The organism is Xenorhabdus siamensis, assembly GCF_037996745.1.
GTDB classification, from domain to species: Bacteria; Pseudomonadota; Gammaproteobacteria; order Enterobacterales; family Enterobacteriaceae; genus Xenorhabdus; species Xenorhabdus indica.
In genome coordinates this window covers 359,492-378,042 of sequence record NZ_JBBMXE010000005.1, presented here as the reverse complement: position 1 = coordinate 378,042, position 18,551 = coordinate 359,492, and the positions used below count along the sequence as shown (strand labels likewise).

Sequence of the window (18,551 nt, the reverse complement as noted above, 5' to 3'; positions counted from 1 at the left end):
TTATCACTGTTCATGACGATTCTGGCTCTTATTGTCATAGGCCAAAGCTATCAAACCAACGACGCCTTATTCCGGCACAATCCACTCTACTAAAGTATGTCCCGTACCTTCAGGAACCAGTACCTGATGCAGCCATGGCAGAACAGACCGCATCTGCTGTTCCAACTTCCACGGTGGGTTGATAACAATCATGCCGGATGCTGTCATACCACGCTGATCACTGTCTGGACGCACACCTAATTCAATCTGCAAAATCTTGCGGATCCCTGTCGCCTCTAGTTCTTTCACTAGACGTTTAATCTGCTGACGAAGCACAACCGGATACCACAACGCATAAGTTCCCGTCGCAAAACGTTTGTGCCCTTCCAAAATACCTTTAACGACATTCTGATAATCTGATTTCAATTCATAGGATGGATCGATCAGCACCAACCCACGACGAGTTTTAGGAGGTAATTTTGATTTCAGTTGCTGATAACCATCTTCACGCAAAACACGTGCACGTCTGTCACGGGAAAACTCGCTGCGTAATAAAGGAAAGTCGCTTGAATGCAATTCACTCAGATTAAGCTCATCGTTTTCCCGTAATAAATGACGGGCAATCAAAGGGGAACCAGGGTAGTAACACAGAACACCATTTTGATTCAGCGCCTTAACAGCCCTCATATAAGCGTTTAACTCATCAGGAATATCACCACGTTGCCAGATACGAGCAATACCTTCCAGATACTCACCCGTACGCTCGGCATGCTCTCCGCTCAATTGATAACGACCCGCGCCTGCATGGGTATCTAAATAAAGAAAAGGCTTCTCTTTTGTCTTAAGTGATTCAATGATCAGGCTTTGTACAATGTGTTTAAGCACATCAGCGTGATTGCCCGCATGGAAACTGTGACGATAACTTAGCATTAATTTATTTCCTGTTGATTTTTAATAAGTTTTAGTTCTACACAAGGTGAAAAAGTCATTTTATTACCCCACGCGTTACCCCACAATTCATTGCACGAGCACTAAAACACAACAAAGCATAGTAACAAAGTAAATGCTGTCAGAGCATCTTAAAAAGAGTAAATGTAGTCGAAAGGAGCTGAGTGTGTGGGATAACGGATTACCCCACGGGGGGCTACTGCTGCGCCACCGACCGAAACAAGCTGTTTATATGCGTTGCGGCGAGTGGTTTTAATCGTACAGATTCGGCGCATGACCGACTCATCAGCGAGTTGCTGCATGATCTAAGACACTATTTAATACTATGCAAAATAACTAAAAAGCCTCCAAATTTTGGAGGCTAAACAGGACAAAATATAATGACAGAATATTTACAAATTTTTTCATTTACACAGGGATAAATCTTTTACATAGGTGGTTGGTGACATCCACGATATTTTATCACATGTCAGATAACCATCATGTTTTAACTTATAATCAACATAAAAAGAGAGAGGAAAACCAATTATAAATGACGCAATCATCAACCTACTCAAATACTTAACAATTATCTTGTTAAATTTAGGTAATCTATCAAATATAAAGAAAAAAATAGATCCTGATATAGAATATAACAATAGAGGAGAAGACATAAAACCTATGATAATACCGCTAGAAAATGTTATCTCATCTTTCATGAATATTAATGAAAGAAAATAATCACCAATTAAAAACACAATAGGTGTAAATATAATTAATAACATTACCCCAGCTAATGCTTTTAAATATTTGCTATTCACCTGATTCTTCCCATCACATTGAAAAAATATTGTAAGTCTGCTTCCGGTGTTCTTGGTTTTCTTTTCATTTCCTCTTTTAATAATGCTATTAACTTTTCACTTATTCCATATTTTTTATCAACATAGTCTAAACCAATGGTAATTAAAATACCCGCAAGAAGAACTACTCCAGCAACAACAATAATACTACTGCCTAAAATAGCTGTAGCAGTTAAAAATGTACCGACAGCCCAAGATACAGCAGCAACAATAGCGGTTTTAGCCATATCTATTGTTATATTTCCGATAAAATCGGCTAAGGTATATTCATCTTTAAAAATACCTTCTATTATTCGATAGCCAATAGAAAAAACGATACAGAACCTAATACCCTTGACAATACTTGTATTAAGACCTTGCTGCCCTATTCCCATTGCCAACATTTGCGGGTGATTGACACCATATCGTGTTCCTCTGATAAGACGTCTACCGTCCCAAGTGGGATTATAACTTTTACGTCTTGTCATCTAAGCTCTCCATACTATTTAATAATTCCAAAATATCATCATAATACTAATAAAAAATAACTATCTTATACTTGATGATTCCCCTAAAAATCTTTTTGAAGCCATCCACTGTACACACAGTGCATAATTTCTAAGAAGCCTGTCATATCTGGATTTGTGACAATTAATATGGTATTCATTAACTATTCATCTGTTAACTCAAATTTTTTCAGATTATGTATAGGACGTATACTTGGTGTACAGAGGAAGAATAATTATACATTCTATTTTTATATTTAAAATCAGAAAAATACGCTATTTAATGTACAGAGTGCATAGTTAAACCTAAAAACCTATCATGGTATAATATTGAGATTTTTATGCTCAGGTAGCGACGGCAGCCATTCTTCTGCTTCTTCCGATAGCTCAATATTATAAGAATACCCTCTCTTTGTTCTCGTTTTTCGATAACCCTTCCGGTACTCCTGCATAATTTTAGGGATGGATTCACCAAATTTTGTCAGAGTTAACGGCCGCTCAAAACCGTGTGCTTCCATAAAAGATAAATAAAAAGATAAAAGCCTCCATCCTCCCCCTGTGAGTTGTAACTATGGTCAAATTTTTAGGATCAAATCCAGATCAGCATATAAAATTTTGGATAATTACTTAAAACCATATTAGGAATAATTCATGAAGTCGAAAACTATGATCTTATCTGTATTGATCGTTTTCAGTATGAGTATTGCCTATGCAACCCCCAGTAAAGCTGGATGTGAGGAAAAAAAGAAAACATTAGAAAAACAACTTAAGTACGCACAAAATGATAAGGATAAAAGATTGATTGCCGGGTTAACCCGAACGCTGGAAAGCCTCAATGTAACTTGTGAATGGGAAAGACGTCTAAAAAACCTGCAAGAACAACCTCCAGTACATCAAAGTAATTCGGCTTCTGATATTCCATCAAATACAGTTAACTCCTCAAAAAATTCACGCTCCCGCTCTAAATACAAAACAAAGGATAAAACTAAAAAAGTGCAGGCCAAAAAGAAATATTAGGACTGCACTAAAGCACCAACCAATAATTGAATATATTTACAAGTTTTTTTCCTTAACCTGCTGTGGATTGGAAGGAGATAACTTGTAATAAACTTTATCACTTGCGGGAGGTCTCTTTTCAATTTTCATTGAAAGAATCGCGTTATCCTTAGAGATGACATAATAATTTAAATAATTTCCTTTTCCATCATAAGGATACTGAAAATCCGGTTTCAGAAATTTTTTCTCATAAGACTTTACATAGGGATCATACTCATCTTCATAAACCACTCGCTGATTTCTGACAAAAATAATCTTATAAAAAAGGCTGGCCTTTCCTGTAAAAGCAGCACCGATAATATCTTCAATGTCTTTATGATTCATTCCTTTATCCAGAATATACATTTTATCCCAATCAAAGGATGCGATTTTATTCATATCAATCAGACAAGCAGTATTCTTCTGACAATGTTTATCTGCATAATCGATAATACTCAACTTACTGTTACTAACAGATAAAAAGAAAATGACAATGCTCAATATTAATGTAAGTGCGACGATATTATTTTTGTTGACAGCATGGAAAAACATCATTCCCCCTTCATAATCAAACTTGATATGAGAAAACGGTTTTGGAATTTTATCCTTTTTAATCAACATATTACTGCATCACTAAACGCCTTCTATACCAATTTTATTACAATGTCGTAATCTCATACTCTATATTGAATATCAATAAAAATCAGAGCGAAAAAGTCCCTCAACTGCTTTCAATCTGCAGCTTTGCTATTACAGGTTCACAAAATGTTACGAGAATATAACTTCACTTATGGAGATAGCTCCACATCACTCACAAAAAGCGATTACGCTACACTGCTATTTCATGTCTTATGAGGGTTTATAAGGTAACAAATTAACCTCTATTGTTATTATTCATAAAAACACTATGCAGGGGTGCTTTATGCAAAGGAAAAGTATATTAAGTCTACTAACAATTTTTCCTGTTTCAAATAGAAAAATATGGTAAACAAATAATAAATGAAACGAATTATTACTAATGTAATTTAGTGGTAACCTGTAGTTAATTAAGCATATTAAATTTTCTATAAAAAATAGATTTGAACAGACTCAGCAGGAAATAAAATACTGTCTATTTATACAGAGCAGTGTTTTTTCATGGCGTATTTTATATTATAACTTCTTGGCTCACGATTAGTTATTTGCATCTATTTTATTATACTATTGAATTTTTTCACTCAAACAGTTAATCTGACAACGCTAAACCATGAAAGCTATAGTAATATCATTCATATTTAAAATTATAAATATGAGAAAGAATAATAATTAATCAGAATGATTTTCAGAAGGTAGCATATGAATTGTTCAGTAGAAAAATTGATTAAGCCACTAATAAAATTTTGGGAAATTAGTAATACAGTCTATCACTTTTGCACAATAATTATTCACATATATCTGCAAAACATACTCTATCATGGGATAAATGGGACTCTGGGCATAAAAATATTAATTTTACATTTTCATAAGCAACAAGTTGATGTGCTGTATTTGGATAAATACAAAAAATACATCCTTGGGAAAATCGCTTTTTTTGGACATCATGAACCTCATTATCGACTACTTCACCTGTCCATATTTCTCCCTCACCAGAAAGTATTATATACCATTCATCTCCGCTACTGTGATTATGGCATCCAACTCTCTTTCCTGCATTGATAAACGTAGCATAAGCGTTTAGTCCTTCTTTTTTTATAATCTGCCTGACAGAAATACCAACAGCATCATCTTTAATAGCATCTTCTGTAGAAAAACTAGCAAACTCTATCACAATTACATCCTTATATTTCGAATGAGTATTTTTTACTCTTTATTAAGCCAAGCGTTCGAATTTAACATTTATGCACATGTAAAAAAACAAATTTTTACAATTATTATAACGCTGCCTCATTAATTTTAAAATATTACTATTTTCCTACACCAGGGAAAACGTGTTCATTTGAAATTAAAATCCTGGGGATGATCCACGGTATTTAACGTTTTCTGTCCGCTCCGACACCTTATGTCTTTGCACGCAGTCGTTTTTAACAAGAGGTCGTCTAAGAAATCAGATCTTGGATATGTTTCGGTCTGACATTCGAGTTTCTTTCCGCGAACTTTCGCTGCTGCCAGATAATCCAGAGTCAGTATTTGCCGCCCTTCCGGCAGAATCTGCCGCCGCAAGTTTGCCCCATTCGTCTTATTCATAATGGGTAACATGACCACAAGGTGTTTCTACTTGAGTAACCTGCTGTTGGTCATTGCCTGTTCCTCCTCAGAGCATTTTTTTGGCGAGCACCAAAACTTTGCTCTTGGAACAGGCACTTCGTCAATTTCTTATCCAGAATTCAGGTTAGCTATATTCTTCTCTATTGACATTGTATGTTTCCCTGGTTTATTCGCCACCGACTTTATTTGGCGACACGATCACGCTGTTCAGTCGCATGACGCAGTCGGTCATAACGGCCGAGCAAAGCGTTAAAACGGTCATCGATTCCCTTCATCAGTACAGGCGGAACCGCTTCACCTTTTTCTACATGAGTGCTCAACTGGCGCAACAGCTCTTCCAATGGTACTTCGCTGCCGTGACTGCGCTGGATGTCGTAAATGGCAGTCTTAAGATAAGAGAGGGTAAAACTGCCACGGGTGCGCTCCTGCAACAGAATTTTGTCCACCAGTTGCTGGAGTTGATCACGAGTGGTGTACCAACTGCCTTTCAACGGTACGCTGTCGATACGGGCAGTCATTTGTTGTTGCCAGTGACGGGTGGCGTTAACCTGCTCTGCCGATTGGGGCCACTGTTTCTCAGCGGTTGTTGTCACTGTCCGGGCAGCGTCCCATGTGGCGAGTGGAGATGTCTCTGCCAAACGATCAAGTTGAAATGAGTAGTCTGTTAAGGTTGGCTGATACAGCCACGCCAACCGTGAGCCTGCTGGTTGTTCTGTAATGGCATTCAGTTGCTGTTGTAACGGCTTGTAGAGCAGCAACCAACACCCTATCAGTACCAATGTCCCCAACAATGCCCCAAGCCCAAAGCCCTGCCATGCTGTCAGACCGCGTGGCGGTTGTTCAGGAAACTGTACTTTGACCCTCTGCTGGTTATCCGTCGGAATACTTTCAGGATACGTCGGTAGAGAAGATGGTGATGTTTCCGGCTCTGATTCGGATTTAGACAGGTAGACCAGTGGTGGCATCTGTACGGGTTGTTGTACCGGTTTCGCAGCCTGCCGTGGCTTCTCCAGTTTTTTCGCCGCGTTCTGGAAGAACCACAGTAAGTTTTCCACTCTCGGCAGGCGTTTCAGATCGGATTGCTGTAATCGGTCAATAATAAGCTGGAGTGCCCGCTCGGCACGATAAATCATCCGCAGGTCACTGGCGGCAAAGTCTAGTTGACGCAGTATGCTACCGGTACGGTTGTGGAACCATTCCAGCAAATCAGTCCGTACCTGCGGTTGTGGCGGCCACAAAGCATCCCATTCACTGACGATAACACCTGCCAGCAATTCACAGCCCTCAGTGAATCCCGCCAACCCGTTTAGCTGCATTCTGGCTAATGTGTAATAAATTGCCGTCTGTAAATCGACGCCATTGGTTTTGAACAAGGTCAGTGACAGCGATTCCACCAGCATCCAGTTCACTTCCGGTTGCGACGGATGACTGGTTTTGTTGATTTCGTCGCGGATAACCGCGAATTCCGGCAAGTTCAGTGGACTGCCACCCGCCCGAATAATGAGATTTTCAGGGTGCCCGCTCATGTCTATTTTTTCTCCTTAAAAAAACCCCTGCCCGAAGGCAGGGGGAGTTTTGCTTTCAAGACTTACCCAAACCTTCACCTCAATAGAGGGTGTCTGGCAATTTGAACTGGCTGAACAACCCACCAGCAAACGGATTGTCCGATTCATCCACGTAGATGCGGTAGGTCACCTCACCACCATCTACGCTAAAGCGTACGTCGAAGGAACCCGGTTGAACGTTGGTCAGTTTGCCGCTGTTAATCAACCGTAATTGTGCCCACGGCCCCACGTAGCTGACAGAACGCGGTGCCTGGTTGCTTCTGTCCGGCATCAGAGTCAGCTTACTTTCTGTACCCGCACGCATGGTGTTCGGCCATATCAGACGCGCAACATTACTGCGTCCGTGGGTATAATCCACCAACTGACCATCAAGGTTCAACAGAGCACGGCGTTTGTTACCGGTCAGGTTCACGGGTTCAATGGCAAACTGAGTTCCCAGCCCGTTTTGTGGTGAGAAGAAGGTGGCACGAATACGGTTCGCATTCTCCAATTGTTTCAACACGTCAGGACGGATCAGTTCACGACCATCCGTACCCGTGGTGAGGTTGTTTGCCACAAACGGTTTCAGGCTCTGCTTGTAGAAAGCATCCAGTGTGCCGTCTGGACGGAAGAAGCGCTCAAATTCGCTTAACGGTACTTCTTCTTTAGCATTCGGATTGAACGGATAACGGCCAGCCAGATAGGTGTTGTACTGTTTGACGACAGTATCTTGCCATTCCACTTCCAGTGAGCGTACCGCTTCCATCATCACCACACGCCATGCCTGATTAGCCAGCTCCCCAACCCAGCGATCCAATGGCTCAGGCAGATTTTTCGCCATTTGCTGTACTTCAAAAATCGCATCACTGTTGTTCTTATCCAGACGCATCTGAACGGCTTGCAGTGCCGCCTTACCGGGAGTTGGTGAATTCTGGATAGCCAGCAGATAACGATGCAATGCCATCAATTTCTGGTAGACGCTTTGCAATGTACTGCCCTTATCACCATGCTCAATCAATACGCCGGTTTCCTGGGCAAAACCACGGCTGATATTTGTCAATAAGCTGTAATCCTTCTTCTCCAATAACGCATTTCTTTCCGTGTTGCTCAATGAGCTGTCGAGCATCGGCGGATTGGTGTTATCGCTCAGGATTTGTAACGCCCGTTTGATAGGCTGTTCACCACTAATCACCTGTTCAATGGCACTGATAGCCTGTGGCAAATCCTCAAAATCACGGACTTCGAGGTTGTTCATCGCTGCCCGCCATGTTGCGGTGTAATCTGCCAGATACAGTTCAGTGATTTCACTCTCAATCCTATCTCGATCTGCCTTACTGTAATTGTCTTTACGCTGTGACGGCTCCGACTCTTTGTATTGATCTTTATTCTTCGATAAGTTCAGCACCCAGCTATCCATCTCGGTCAGCTCCACCAACTTATCACTCTGCTGAACGAAGTAATCCATGAGGCCATGACGGGTCAGGAACTGAGGTATCACTAATCGTTTTTCGTTACTGGCGACAAACACACTGTCAAAGCTCGGCCCAATCTGATCACGCAGATTGATAGGCGCTGACAGCGTATCCTGAGCCTTGATACGCAGGTTCTGATAAACCCGTTGTTTGACGGAGAGCGTACTCAGCTCCTGCTGAGCTTGTCGGATTGGTTTCGCAAACGGAGCGAAGCTATCAATGGCCTCCCGATCGCCTGCATCACGTTTCTCTTTCCATTTAGAAAGATCCAACGCGTAATTCAGGTGAGTCAGCAAAGCATCCTGCACATCACGTTGGCCATAGAACGCTTTACTCCAACGCTCGCGCATATACTGTGCCACCAACCCTTTATTACGTTTACTCTCATCTTCCATCATGCGCATGACACGCAGAATTTCGAGTTTTTCCTCACTGCCTGCCGGTGCTTTATTCAGGTCATCCAACAGAACACGCATCAGAGATGGCAGGAAATGCTGTTCCAGCAGATTCAGATACGTGTTTTCCACTTTCTTCCCTACCCGGCTGCCCTGATATAACCCCATATCTGTCAGGAAAGATTTGTTCTCATAGTAGTTACCGTAAGCCAATGTTGCGTCACGGATTGGGTTCAGCAATGGCAGTTGGAGACTACCGTAGTTGTCATCGCCTTTCGGAGCAGGTACAGAGAGGAATTTTTTCGCCTCTGCCAGTACCTCTTCCCCGGCCCGATAGTTTTTCTGGTAGAAGTAGTGCCAGCCCCCCCACATTGTCAGTATGACCAGTGCACTAATAGTGGAGAAGGTGTATAACTGGCGGCGATTGCGGCTCAGCCAGATACGGTTTTCTGCTGCCAGATTCGGTTCTGCCAACAAGACGTCTTCAAACAGGGACTGAGTGAAGTATGGCAAAGTGTCACCCGTCGGCCATGTCGGAAACGCCTGCGTACCGAGGTGATACTGTGCCGAGGCCGATTGAGTAAATATATCGTCCATCTGTCCCACCTGATGGGCGGAAGTCAGGTAAACTCCACGCAGCATCGGACGATGGTTTTCGTCGTTGTACAGGATGTCTTCCAGCATCTGCACAATATAACTGTGCAGCCCCTGAATCTGACGGGTGAAGCTGAACAATGCGCTGCGCTGGTTGGCATCAACACTGTTCAGCATCATATCCGGCATTGCACCGTTCAGGTTGTTCATCCACTGTTGCCAGAATTGTTCCAGCTCACTGCGCCATGCTTTTTCATCACGGCTGCTAAGGTGATTGTTGAGACTGAAAGTCACACCAAGGATCTGATCACGCTGTTTGCGATCCAGTGACTGGTACATCGCCTCAAAGCCGTGCAACAGGTCAATCTTGGTCATTACCAGATAGAGCGGCAACTGACTGTGAAAGGTCAGACGGATTTCTTGCAAACGCTGGTGGATTTCCCGCACGTAACGATCCCGTTGTTCGCGGTTATCCGTCAGCAAACGTAAGGTATCTACGGTCAGAATAATCCCGTTAAGCGGCTGACGCTGGCGGTTTTCCGATAACCAGTTCAGCAGGGCTTCCCACAAGCGACTGTTGATCTGTGGTTTGTCACTGTTCAGCGGAACGGGCTGGTCAATCAGACGGCCTCTGGGGTCAATGATGACTGCTTTTTCCCCCAACCAGCAACGCAGCAACAGAGGAATATCGCCATCCTGACGCAGATATTCTGGTGCAGCGATTTCAGATAGTTTGTAACCTTCCTTAATCAGGGAGGTTTTACCGCTCTGTTGGCTACCGATCACCATGTACCACGGACGTTCATACAGGTAGTTGTAGGAGTCCAGGTGGCGCTGTAACTGCGATTTCCAGTGATCAAGGTAACGGTCTTGGTATTCAATATCTACGCGTACCGGATCAACTACTTTCAGTTCAACGTCAAGGTTCAGTTTTTCAAGCTGACGCAAGCGACGCCATGCTTTCATGCCGATCCAACCTAGCACAGCCATAATAATAATGGCCGTCGCCAACCAACGGGCAGCAAGGCTTTCCAGCGGGTAATCTTCTCGTATTTTCCATTCCGGTCCCCACCACCAGACCGCTATCAGAAGCAGACAGGGAATAAGCGCCAGAATAAGTGCTGTTGTTGCCTTAAGGCGCGGCATGGATTTAAATTTCCCTAGCGCCGGCAAAATCGATTTCAATTGAGAGATTGATGACAAAGAGGGCCATTTCATGGGTTAACGCTCCTGTTTGAAGCAGTATCCTTATCAAGCGAAGGGATTTTTTCAGCCAGTAAAGTTAGCAGGCCGGGTTCCCATTGAGTCAATAACATGTGTTGTCCAGTGTGTAACAAATTCCGGTAATGCTGCTGTGCCAGTGCTGTCATGCCGGCTTCTTCAAGAAGTTGAGCATTGAGCAACTGACCATAGAATTGATCACGGGGTTCCGTGAGTTGTTGCTGATGTTCTTCCAGCATCTTCAGGGCAGCTTCCAGCCCTTGTTGCTGGAAACACTGCCAGATAGCTTCCTGATCAGCAGACACCGAACCGCCTCCGGTTGATGCAGTTGGTTCAGGTGCCAGCCAATTCAGGGTCTCTGTAGAAATAAACGGACTCATATCGGAAAAACTTAAGGTTTTTAATATGGGTAACCGTTCTAAAAACGCATTCAGTTCGTTACGAATGGCCTGTGCAACATTTTTATAGCCCAGTTGTAACGCTGCCTGAGCAGCAATGGCGTGCCCATCCAGCCAGTAAGGCGCAAGCGTCAGGCTCTGCTCGATCTGAGTCAGCAGCTTGTTATCCGTTGTTGGCAGCCTTGACAAATAATCAGCAGTGCGATCCGCAGAAGTTGGTGCTAACGGGGTTTTGCCCGTGGCATTCGCCATGGGTGCCGTCGTGATGGTATGCCAGACGGCATGACGGCGCAGACAATAACCGATAGGTGATTCCGGATATCGTTCACAAAGCAGATCTGAAACCGTCATCAGAGTCTGCTTCCACGCTTTTTCGCTGGAGCTATTGACGTCCACTTCCGGCATCGGTGGTGCAATTTCATTTACCTGATGTGAATCTATCTGGTGTGAATCTGTTTGATATGAATGTGCTTTAGTCTCCGCTTTGGGTGCTGTTGATACCGCAGAAACAGGCTGTAATGGTGCTGTGCCTGCTTCTGGCTGGCGGTTATAACGGGTACGCAGTTGATCAATTTCTTTTGCCAGATCAGGTTCACTGACGTGCCAGCACTGTGCAAGATGAGCTAATACTCCTTGAGCATCATTCCGCTGATTTTTGCTGGATTGCTCTGTAAAGCCTGCCTGAGCAGAATCAAAACGTTTGATCACCTGCTGTGCAAGACGGCGCTTCAACAATGGCTTGCTTGGCCATGCTTTTTCCCAGTAGTTTTTCACGTACTCAGTCAGCAGCTCCATCGCCAAGAGCAATTCAGCAGGATGCCCTGCGTGTTGCAGGGTTCGCAGCAAGTGCACCATTAACCGGAAATCTTTGCTGGTTTCGCTGAAAAGTTGCAGAGCCTGTCGCTGAATTTCTCCAATATCCAGCGAGCCATGTGACAGCGAGCCGAATTTAATCATTTCACCGTCAATAAATTCCCATGCGGGCTCATTGTCATCCAGAGCCTTGCCAATTTGCTCGTCGGACAGTGGGGCCAGCAGGGAGCCGAACCAGTCGAATTGTGTTCTGATATCCATGTCGATTACCAACGACAGGCTTCGCGCAATGGTTTCGCGGCCTGCTCCAACTGAGAAATGTTAAAGGTTATCTGGCTACCTTGATTTGGTGTGATGGTCATCTGGTCGCTGCCCATTAAGCGTTTGATTTCATCAATTCCCGGCAAGCCACGGCTGGATTCCCATAAGTAACCACGTTCCCGCAAGAACCATTCGGTTTTAAACTGGGTTTTGTTTGTCATGATAGTGACCTCCCCCGACTCCGCCGGTTTAGGCAGAGCTACCTGCAAACGGGTGATGTGATCAATGCAGCTCAACATCAAAACAGGACGCGGTGGCGGAACCCCGATTGCAGGGGTGGTCAGGACTATCCGAGTTGTACCGTTTTCTCCCTGTGTGACGATGAAACCAGTGGAATAATCGGTACGTTGCATTTCCTGCTCCATCGCCTGCCGCCACAAAGGTCCCATATTTTCCAGCGTCACTGGCATGGTATTGACCTTAAGGTTATCCAACTCCCTGTCATAACATGCCAGTCGGATAAGAGGAGATGGCTCAAAACGGCATTGTTGCAGTGCATCCAATTGTTTTTCCTGTTGTACAACCACTTCCTGCACAACCACTTCCTGTGGATTGGACTCTGCGATTTCTTTTTCCCCTGCCATCTCCGCAAGTTTGGGATTGCCTGCCAATGACGCAAGTAATGAACTGATAATTAAAACAATATTCATAATCTACACCCGTATTTTGCCAGTTTGTAAACCAACGTGCGCTGAGCAATGCCCAGACTTTGAGCAATCAGTCTGGTGTCATTGCCGTACTGACGCTGACGCTGAACCAACACGGCACTTTCAAATTCTTCTATGGCCTTTGGCAGATTATCGATGTGACTGTAATCCACGGAGATACTGCCCGCCCTTGAGTTTTTCGATTCACTCAGGGAGGCAAGCAGTTCATCCAATTGTTTTTCTTTTTGGCGCTGGACCTGAAATACCTGACGGATCTGGCGTAGCTGCCCACGCAGTTGTTCAAGCTCCTGCAACTTTTTCAGACGGTGCTGCATAACATGGCAATAGATGCCGAACATGTTTTCATTGTTGGTAAAATGGCTGACATTTTCGGCAAAAATGGCAATAACACCACAAGCCTGTTCGTTATAGTCAAACAGAGGAATGCCATACAACCCACAGTTATGCGGCAGCTCTGCAATGAATGTGCGGAAGTGAATATCGTCAATACGTGCCCCGTGGTTAAGGGAATCCCATAACGTTGGGGTTCCCTTACGTAACACTTGTATCAATGGGTTATTGACATCATCAATATCCACATGCAGCCTGCGTGAGTTGGTTTGCTGATGTTCTGGTAAGTTCAGATCCGGCAAATTACAGCATTCCAGCCTGTTTTCATTGATGTTAAGCAGGAAAACCAAAAGGGCATCAAAACGCGAGCTTTGGCTCACCAGCAAAAAGTGGTCAACCAATTGTTCAATGGTGTTATGTTCCAATAACGCTAACGCGCTTTTCAGCCGCTGTTTCATTATTCTGCCTCCTCAACCTCTGCGTGGAACTCATGTTCTGCCACAGTTAACCGAATGGCACTGATTGGGGTGCCTGTTGCCATTTTCTGCAATAGCAATAGTGAAATCGGTGGCAACAGTGCGCCATCAATAATGGATTCCAGCATACGGGCGCCGTTTTCCGCACGGGTAGCGCGTTGCAGGATCTCTTCTGCCACATCATCGCTGATGGTGACTTCTGCGTTGAAGCGCTGTGACAACAGTTTGTCCAGTCTGTCCAACTTGGCCTGAATGATAGTTTTCAGCGTTTCATGGCCAAGCGGCAGGTAAGGGATCACTTCCATACGAGCCAGCAGAGCAGGTTTGAAGAATGCCGCCAATTCCGGGTAAAGCTGATCATTGATCTGCTCTGGTTGCTCGGCGTAATCAACAATGGTTTGGTAGCCCAGATTGGAGGTCAGGAAGAACACAACGTTTTTACAGTCGATGATACGACCTTCACCATCTGCCAGTTCACCTTTGTCGAATGCCTGATAGAACAAATTCAATACATCCGGGTGAGCTTTTTCCACTTCATCCAACAAGACAACGGAATAAGGTTTCTGACGGATAGCTTCGGTCAACACGCCGCCTTCTCCGTATCCCACATAACCCGGAGGAGAACCGATCAAACGTGAAACTGTGTGTTTCTCCTGAAACTCAGACATGTTGATTGTGGTGAGGTACTGACGGCCACCAAACATCAGTTCGGCAAGTTGCAATACTGTTTCGGTTTTACCGACGCCACTTGGCCCTACCAACAGGAATGCTCCCAGAGGACGTCCCGGACGACGCAGGTCAGCACGCGCAGTCAACAGGTGTTTATGCAGGTATTGAATAGCAATTTCCTGCCCTTTGATGCTTTGGCCCAAATGGATAGGCAATTCAGTCACGATTGATAATTCGCTCTGTGACAGACGGTTCAATGGAACCCCCGTCCATTCAGCGATAACAGCGGCAATCTGGGTTTTGTCCACATGCGGAGAAACCAGTGTTTGTTTCTGCTGAAGTTCAGCTAATTGGGCGTTGAGTTGTGCCAGTTTTTCGATCAGAGATTGTTCATCAGTGGGTTCTGCGGCAATTTCTTCTTGTTCGCTCGCATTATTTTCTGCTTCATCACCAGATAAAAGTTGGCTGCGCAATTCGATGATCTGCTTCACCAGTTCCTGCTGTTGCTGCCAACTGCTTTCCAGTGTGGTCAGTTGTTCCTGGATTTCTTGTTGCTGGTTTTGCAACTCTTGCAGTCTTTCTGCATGTTCGTTCAGCCCCATCCGTTGTTCTCTTTCCAGCACATCAATTTCCATCTGCATTTGATGAAGTTCGGTCGTCAGGGAGGAAATCTGACGCGGTGGCGATGTCAGGTTAATCGCTACACGGGCGCAAGCGGTATCCAGAACATCAATCGCTTTATCCGGCAACTGGCGACCAGAGAGATAACGATCACTCAATACGGCTGATGCTTTCAGTGCTTCATCGTCGATCAGAACACCATGTGCCTGCTCGTAGATGGCTCTCAGGCCACGCATAATGATGGTTGCTTCTTCTGCACTAGGCTCAGAGACTTTCACCAACTGGAAACGACGAGACAATGCCGCGTCTTTCTCAAAGTATTTTTTGTATTCGCCCCATGTCGTTGCCGCGATGGTTTTCAGTTCACCACGTGCCAGTGCAGGTTTCAGTAGGTTGGAGATGTCCAGTCCGCCTGCCTGATTACCTGCCCCAATCAAGGTATGGGCTTCATCAATAAACAGGATGATCGGCACAGATGACTGATTAATTTCAGTCATGATGCCTTTGAAACGTTTTTCAAATTCACCTTTGACTGCGGCTCCTGCCTGTAACGCACCGAGATCCAGAGTCAGCAATTCGCTGTTGCGCAGTTTATCCGGTACACGGTCATTGATAATCCGCAGCGCCAGACCTTCAGTCAGGGCACTTTTACCTACACCCGCCTCACCCACAACGATAGGATTGTTTTTACGGCGGCGGCAAAGAATGTCGATCATCAGGTCAATTTCATTATCACGGCACAGTACCGGATCGAGTTTGCCCTGACGAGCCTGCTCAGTCATGTTCTGGGTAAAGCGCGCCAGCAGGCTGTCACTGTTTGCCGGATGTACACCTTGCCCCTCTTTATCACTGACACTGAAAGGCTGTTCGGCAGAGCCATTTGTCCATTCAGCAAAGTTCTGGCGCAGCAGTTCACGGTTAATGCCCGCCAGCAGACGTGCAGACTGCGGAGCCAGATAGCGCAGGGGGCTAAACAACAAGGCAATCAGCATTACGCCACTGCGCAATTCGGTATGTTGCATCTCAGTGGAAGCCAGCAGCCAGCTATCCTGTAACCATTCCACCAGCATTGGAGAAAAGTTTGGATAAGTTTGTACAATCGCCTGATGATGTGTGACCACCTGATCGAGTTGCTCTTTCAGCAGATCTTTATCAACGTCTGCTTTATTAAGGATCAAACGCACATCACTGAGTGGTGTATCGATCATTTGAAGCAGTAGTTGGGCAACCGTGATCTCAGGTTGCTGCTGACTAACGCAGGATGCCGCCGCCGCTTCCAGTGCATGACGGGTCATCGGGTTTAAACGGTTTACAAGAGTGGGCAGATCAATCTGAATCATGGCGACTTCCTATCTTAATAAGTTATTTAGCTGCTTTAATATGTCTTGAGTCTGATCACCGAGGCGGATGGCATAAAAGCTATAAATCGCAATCAGCAGACCGACGCTTATCACAAACAGATGTTTGATTTTCAAACGCCTGCTCAGGCGATAGCGCGCATCTTGCTCGTTGATATTGACATACAGCGTGGTCGGCGGTGCTTCTCCACGCAGTGAGTGAAGCTGTTGCTGCAAGCGGCGGAACAAGCGATCAAAGTCATCATTTTTCTGGGTACTGACTTTGTAACGTCCGCGATAACCAAGACAGAGGCAGAGGTAAATGAACTCCAGCAGATGCTGGTAGCGCTGAGCCTCTCCCATCAGGCGTTCGAGCAATACAAAGACTTTCTCACCACCCCAGGTTTCATTGTGGAAGTGCACCAACAGTGATTGCTTCAACCACCCATTCTGGCTGTTCCAACCGTGCCCCAATGCGGTTTCATCAATGAAGGTGCACAGTACGTAACGGAATGAAACAATCGCACCGGGCTCATAACCTTTAGTTTGCAAAAGCTGCTCAATAGCGCGAATGTCAGTAACAACCTGTTGGTAAAGCTTATCTGGCAGTGCCTGATCACTCATGTCCTGCAAACGCAGAACCATCCCCAGTAAAGGCGTAGCTGCGTCGATCATTGGGTTAAGGCTTTCACCACGTAACGGTAGCTGGTACTGGCGCTGAAACGTTCTCAACGTTTCAGCCTGTTTTTCAAATTTTTCCAGTGACGGACTGTCAACATTGATATCACTCATGACTAATCCTCATAACTAATCCTTACCGCCCCTGATAGCCCAGAGCTGCATATCTAAGTCAGGGAAATCCCCTGATACGTGGAACGCGATGGAATTGCCTTGCTGGATCTCTTTCCATGCCGGACTCTTCTGATCCAGACGGAAGTAGGTATATCCAGAGTGATATGGCAATTGGCGAGGTGCTGCGGACAGTGCAATCAGTGGTACGCCCGGCAATTGGACACTGACCAGATCACGGATACGCTCCATAGAAGTGACTTTGGTTTGCTGTACGAACTGACGACGCAACTGCTCCTGTGGTGTGCTGGCACTGATAGCCAGAACAAATTCGGCTTTGCGCAACAAATCGTTGTCGTGGAGTGTTGCGACACGAATGCCCCCTTCATTCTGTTTCAAGGCAATTGATGTTGCACGTGGTGTCAGAACAACGTTCAGCGCATCGCGGATAGCGTGCATAGCGTCCTGGAAAGTATCTGTCAGATTATTGTGGTCATAGGCCAGAATATTTCCCGGCAGACGGCTTGCGTCCGTGAAGGTTCTCAGTTCACCACAGGTTTGGATCAATTGGGTATACAAATGCAACGGGTGCAGGACGGTTTGTTTAGCATAATGATTGAACAAAGGTTGAACGCGGTTCAACAGTTGGAGCATCATGAATTCTGCCACATCTGCAACGCCCTGCTGACCTGGAGAACCGATACGTTTCGCCAATGTTCTTGAACGTTCCGTCAGCAACCCGTCAATTTCCACCATGAAGCGCTTGAGTTTGTCAGCGACAAAAATGGACAGGCAGGTTGGGATAAATTCGTTATCCAAAACGATTGTGCCATCTTTCTGCTTTTCTTTAATGCGGCACAGCGGAATGGCAGTGTAGGCACTCATATCTTCAGAACCCTGCATCAATACCGGAGTCAATTGAGCAAGATTAAGAATGGAGGAATCACCGCCTTTAGTATGCAGGTCACGAATATCGCTCGGCAATTCGCGATAACGTACCGCGCTTTGAATCTCAGCATCCCGATCAGCCACTTCACGAATGGTATCGCTGGACATCGGTAATGCCAGATAGACATCTTTGCTTTTCAGGTCATTGATATTTTCAATATCCAGCGGTTTTGGCAGCAGATCCTGACTCGGTGCTGAAAATACCGTACCGTCTGGCATGATACCGCTGGCTTCGGTGATACCGATGCGTCCTAGCTTGAGCAAATCATCATTGATGCTCAGGGAACTGAAACCATGACCATATGCTGTCAATACGGAGACAAGACTATGAGCCAGATAATCATTGTGTTTTTGTTGTTGTTGGAAATGTTGTGGCTTGATGAATAATCCTTCGTGCCAAATCACCCGATTTTTTCCTGGCATGA

The 18,551-nt window shown here is 45.0% G+C and carries 15 protein-coding genes and 2 pseudogenes; 1 reads left to right on the top strand and 16 read right to left on the bottom strand.

Features of this window, described 5'->3' with window-relative positions; all coding sequences use genetic code 11:
* Nucleotides 1-66 precede the first annotated feature (66 nt).
* The 5 genes and pseudogenes from AAC852_RS05595 to AAC852_RS05575 form a co-directional block, all read right to left on the bottom strand.
* A complete protein-coding gene (locus AAC852_RS05595) occupies nucleotides 67-909 on the bottom strand; it encodes a 23S rRNA (adenine(2030)-N(6))-methyltransferase RlmJ (RefSeq protein ID WP_340620165.1) in 843 nt (280 codons plus the stop codon).
* Between the two features lie 215 nt (nucleotides 910-1,124).
* Nucleotides 1,125-1,232: pseudogene (locus AAC852_RS05590) on the bottom strand (phage major capsid protein); the annotation flags it as partial.
* A gap of 99 nt (nucleotides 1,233-1,331) precedes the next feature.
* Nucleotides 1,332-1,727: a DUF1240 domain-containing protein gene (locus AAC852_RS05585; RefSeq protein ID WP_340620164.1), complete on the bottom strand. Its 396-nt coding sequence runs from the start codon at nucleotides 1,725-1,727 to the stop codon at nucleotides 1,332-1,334.
* The gene (locus tag AAC852_RS05580) at nucleotides 1,724-2,233 is read right to left on the bottom strand and encodes a hypothetical protein (protein WP_340620163.1); all 510 of its coding nucleotides are present in this window, start codon (nucleotides 2,231-2,233) and stop codon (nucleotides 1,724-1,726) included. The genes AAC852_RS05585 and AAC852_RS05580 overlap by 4 nt, the downstream gene beginning before the upstream one ends.
* Before the next feature lie 335 nt (nucleotides 2,234-2,568).
* Nucleotides 2,569-2,781 (bottom strand): annotated as a pseudogene (locus tag AAC852_RS05575) (primase-like DNA-binding domain-containing protein); the annotation flags it as partial.
* A gap of 121 nt (nucleotides 2,782-2,902) precedes the next feature.
* On the opposite strand from AAC852_RS05575, the gene AAC852_RS05570 reads away from it, so the two are divergent.
* Complete coding sequence (locus tag AAC852_RS05570; protein WP_340620162.1) at nucleotides 2,903-3,268, top strand: DUF1090 family protein; 366 nt, start codon at nucleotides 2,903-2,905, stop codon at nucleotides 3,266-3,268.
* 36 nt (nucleotides 3,269-3,304) lie between these two features.
* Here the strand turns inward: AAC852_RS05570 and AAC852_RS05565 are convergent, their stop codons facing one another.
* The 11 genes from AAC852_RS05565 to tssK form a co-directional block, all read right to left on the bottom strand.
* A complete protein-coding gene (locus AAC852_RS05565; protein ID WP_340620161.1) occupies nucleotides 3,305-3,907 on the bottom strand; it encodes a hypothetical protein in 603 nt (200 codons plus the stop codon).
* A 799-nt stretch (nucleotides 3,908-4,706) separates the two neighbouring features.
* Nucleotides 4,707-5,093 carry a cupin domain-containing protein gene (locus tag AAC852_RS05560; RefSeq protein WP_099134918.1) on the bottom strand — a complete coding sequence of 129 codons (387 nt, stop codon included), beginning with the start codon at nucleotides 5,091-5,093 and terminating at the stop codon, nucleotides 4,707-4,709.
* A gap of 164 nt (nucleotides 5,094-5,257) precedes the next feature.
* On the bottom strand, nucleotides 5,258-5,509 hold the full coding sequence (locus AAC852_RS05555; protein ID WP_340620160.1) for a hypothetical protein: 252 nt from the start codon (nucleotides 5,507-5,509) through the stop codon (nucleotides 5,258-5,260).
* 203 nt (nucleotides 5,510-5,712) lie between these two features.
* Nucleotides 5,713-7,056, bottom strand: coding sequence for a VasL domain-containing protein (locus tag AAC852_RS05550; protein ID WP_340620159.1), 1,344 nt, complete (start codon nucleotides 7,054-7,056; stop codon nucleotides 5,713-5,715).
* A 79-nt stretch (nucleotides 7,057-7,135) separates the two neighbouring features.
* On the bottom strand, nucleotides 7,136-10,753 hold the full coding sequence (gene tssM / locus AAC852_RS05545) for a type VI secretion system membrane subunit TssM (RefSeq protein WP_422824254.1): 3,618 nt from the start codon (nucleotides 10,751-10,753) through the stop codon (nucleotides 7,136-7,138).
* Entirely contained in the window at nucleotides 10,750-12,228 is a 1,479-nt protein-coding gene (gene tssA, locus AAC852_RS05540) for a type VI secretion system protein TssA (RefSeq protein WP_340620158.1), read from the bottom strand. The genes tssM and tssA overlap by 4 nt, the downstream gene beginning before the upstream one ends.
* Nucleotides 12,229-12,233: 5 nt before the next feature.
* On the bottom strand, nucleotides 12,234-12,938 hold the full coding sequence (gene vasI / locus AAC852_RS05535; RefSeq protein ID WP_340620157.1) for a type VI secretion system-associated protein VasI: 705 nt from the start codon (nucleotides 12,936-12,938) through the stop codon (nucleotides 12,234-12,236).
* Complete coding sequence (locus tag AAC852_RS05530; protein WP_340620156.1) at nucleotides 12,935-13,744, bottom strand: Fis family transcriptional regulator; 810 nt, start codon at nucleotides 13,742-13,744, stop codon at nucleotides 12,935-12,937. The genes vasI and AAC852_RS05530 overlap by 4 nt, the downstream gene beginning before the upstream one ends.
* On the bottom strand, nucleotides 13,744-16,392 hold the full coding sequence (gene tssH, locus AAC852_RS05525) for a type VI secretion system ATPase TssH (RefSeq protein ID WP_340620155.1): 2,649 nt from the start codon (nucleotides 16,390-16,392) through the stop codon (nucleotides 13,744-13,746). Before tssH ends, AAC852_RS05530 begins: the two co-directional genes overlap by 1 nt.
* Nucleotides 16,393-16,401: 9 nt before the next feature.
* Nucleotides 16,402-17,181 carry a type IVB secretion system protein IcmH/DotU gene (gene icmH / locus AAC852_RS05520; protein WP_340620154.1) on the bottom strand — a complete coding sequence of 260 codons (780 nt, stop codon included), beginning with the start codon at nucleotides 17,179-17,181 and terminating at the stop codon, nucleotides 16,402-16,404.
* Nucleotides 17,182-17,196: 15 nt separating this feature from the next.
* Nucleotides 17,197-18,549 (bottom strand): type VI secretion system baseplate subunit TssK, encoded by a 1,353-nt coding sequence (tssK, locus tag AAC852_RS05515; RefSeq protein WP_340620153.1) that lies wholly within the window; start codon nucleotides 18,547-18,549, stop codon nucleotides 17,197-17,199.
* Nucleotides 18,550-18,551 lie beyond the last annotated feature (2 nt).

Bases quoted from the DNA above. Each gene is read 5' to 3' on its own strand.
- AAC852_RS05595 (WP_340620165.1), bottom strand. From the start codon at position 909: ATGCTAAGTTATCGTCACAGTTTCCATGCGGGCAATCACGCTGATGTG.
- AAC852_RS05580 (WP_340620163.1), bottom strand. From the start codon at position 2,233: ATGACAAGACGTAAAAGTTATAATCCCACTTGGGACGGTAGACGTCTT.
- AAC852_RS05570 (WP_340620162.1), top strand. From the start codon at position 2,903: ATGAAGTCGAAAACTATGATCTTATCTGTATTGATCGTTTTCAGTATG.
- AAC852_RS05565 (WP_340620161.1), bottom strand. From the start codon at position 3,907: ATGTTGATTAAAAAGGATAAAATTCCAAAACCGTTTTCTCATATCAAG.
- AAC852_RS05555 (WP_340620160.1), bottom strand. From the start codon at position 5,509: ATGAATAAGACGAATGGGGCAAACTTGCGGCGGCAGATTCTGCCGGAA.
- AAC852_RS05550 (WP_340620159.1), bottom strand. From the start codon at position 7,056: ATGAGCGGGCACCCTGAAAATCTCATTATTCGGGCGGGTGGCAGTCCA.
- tssM (WP_422824254.1), bottom strand. From the start codon at position 10,753: ATGAAATGGCCCTCTTTGTCATCAATCTCTCAATTGAAATCGATTTTG.
- tssA (WP_340620158.1), bottom strand. From the start codon at position 12,228: ATGGATATCAGAACACAATTCGACTGGTTCGGCTCCCTGCTGGCCCCA.
- vasI (WP_340620157.1), bottom strand. From the start codon at position 12,938: ATGAATATTGTTTTAATTATCAGTTCATTACTTGCGTCATTGGCAGGC.
- AAC852_RS05530 (WP_340620156.1), bottom strand. From the start codon at position 13,744: ATGAAACAGCGGCTGAAAAGCGCGTTAGCGTTATTGGAACATAACACC.
- tssH (WP_340620155.1), bottom strand. From the start codon at position 16,392: ATGATTCAGATTGATCTGCCCACTCTTGTAAACCGTTTAAACCCGATG.
- icmH (WP_340620154.1), bottom strand. From the start codon at position 17,181: ATGAGTGATATCAATGTTGACAGTCCGTCACTGGAAAAATTTGAAAAA.
- tssK (WP_340620153.1), bottom strand. From the start codon at position 18,549: ATGCCAGGAAAAAATCGGGTGATTTGGCACGAAGGATTATTCATCAAG.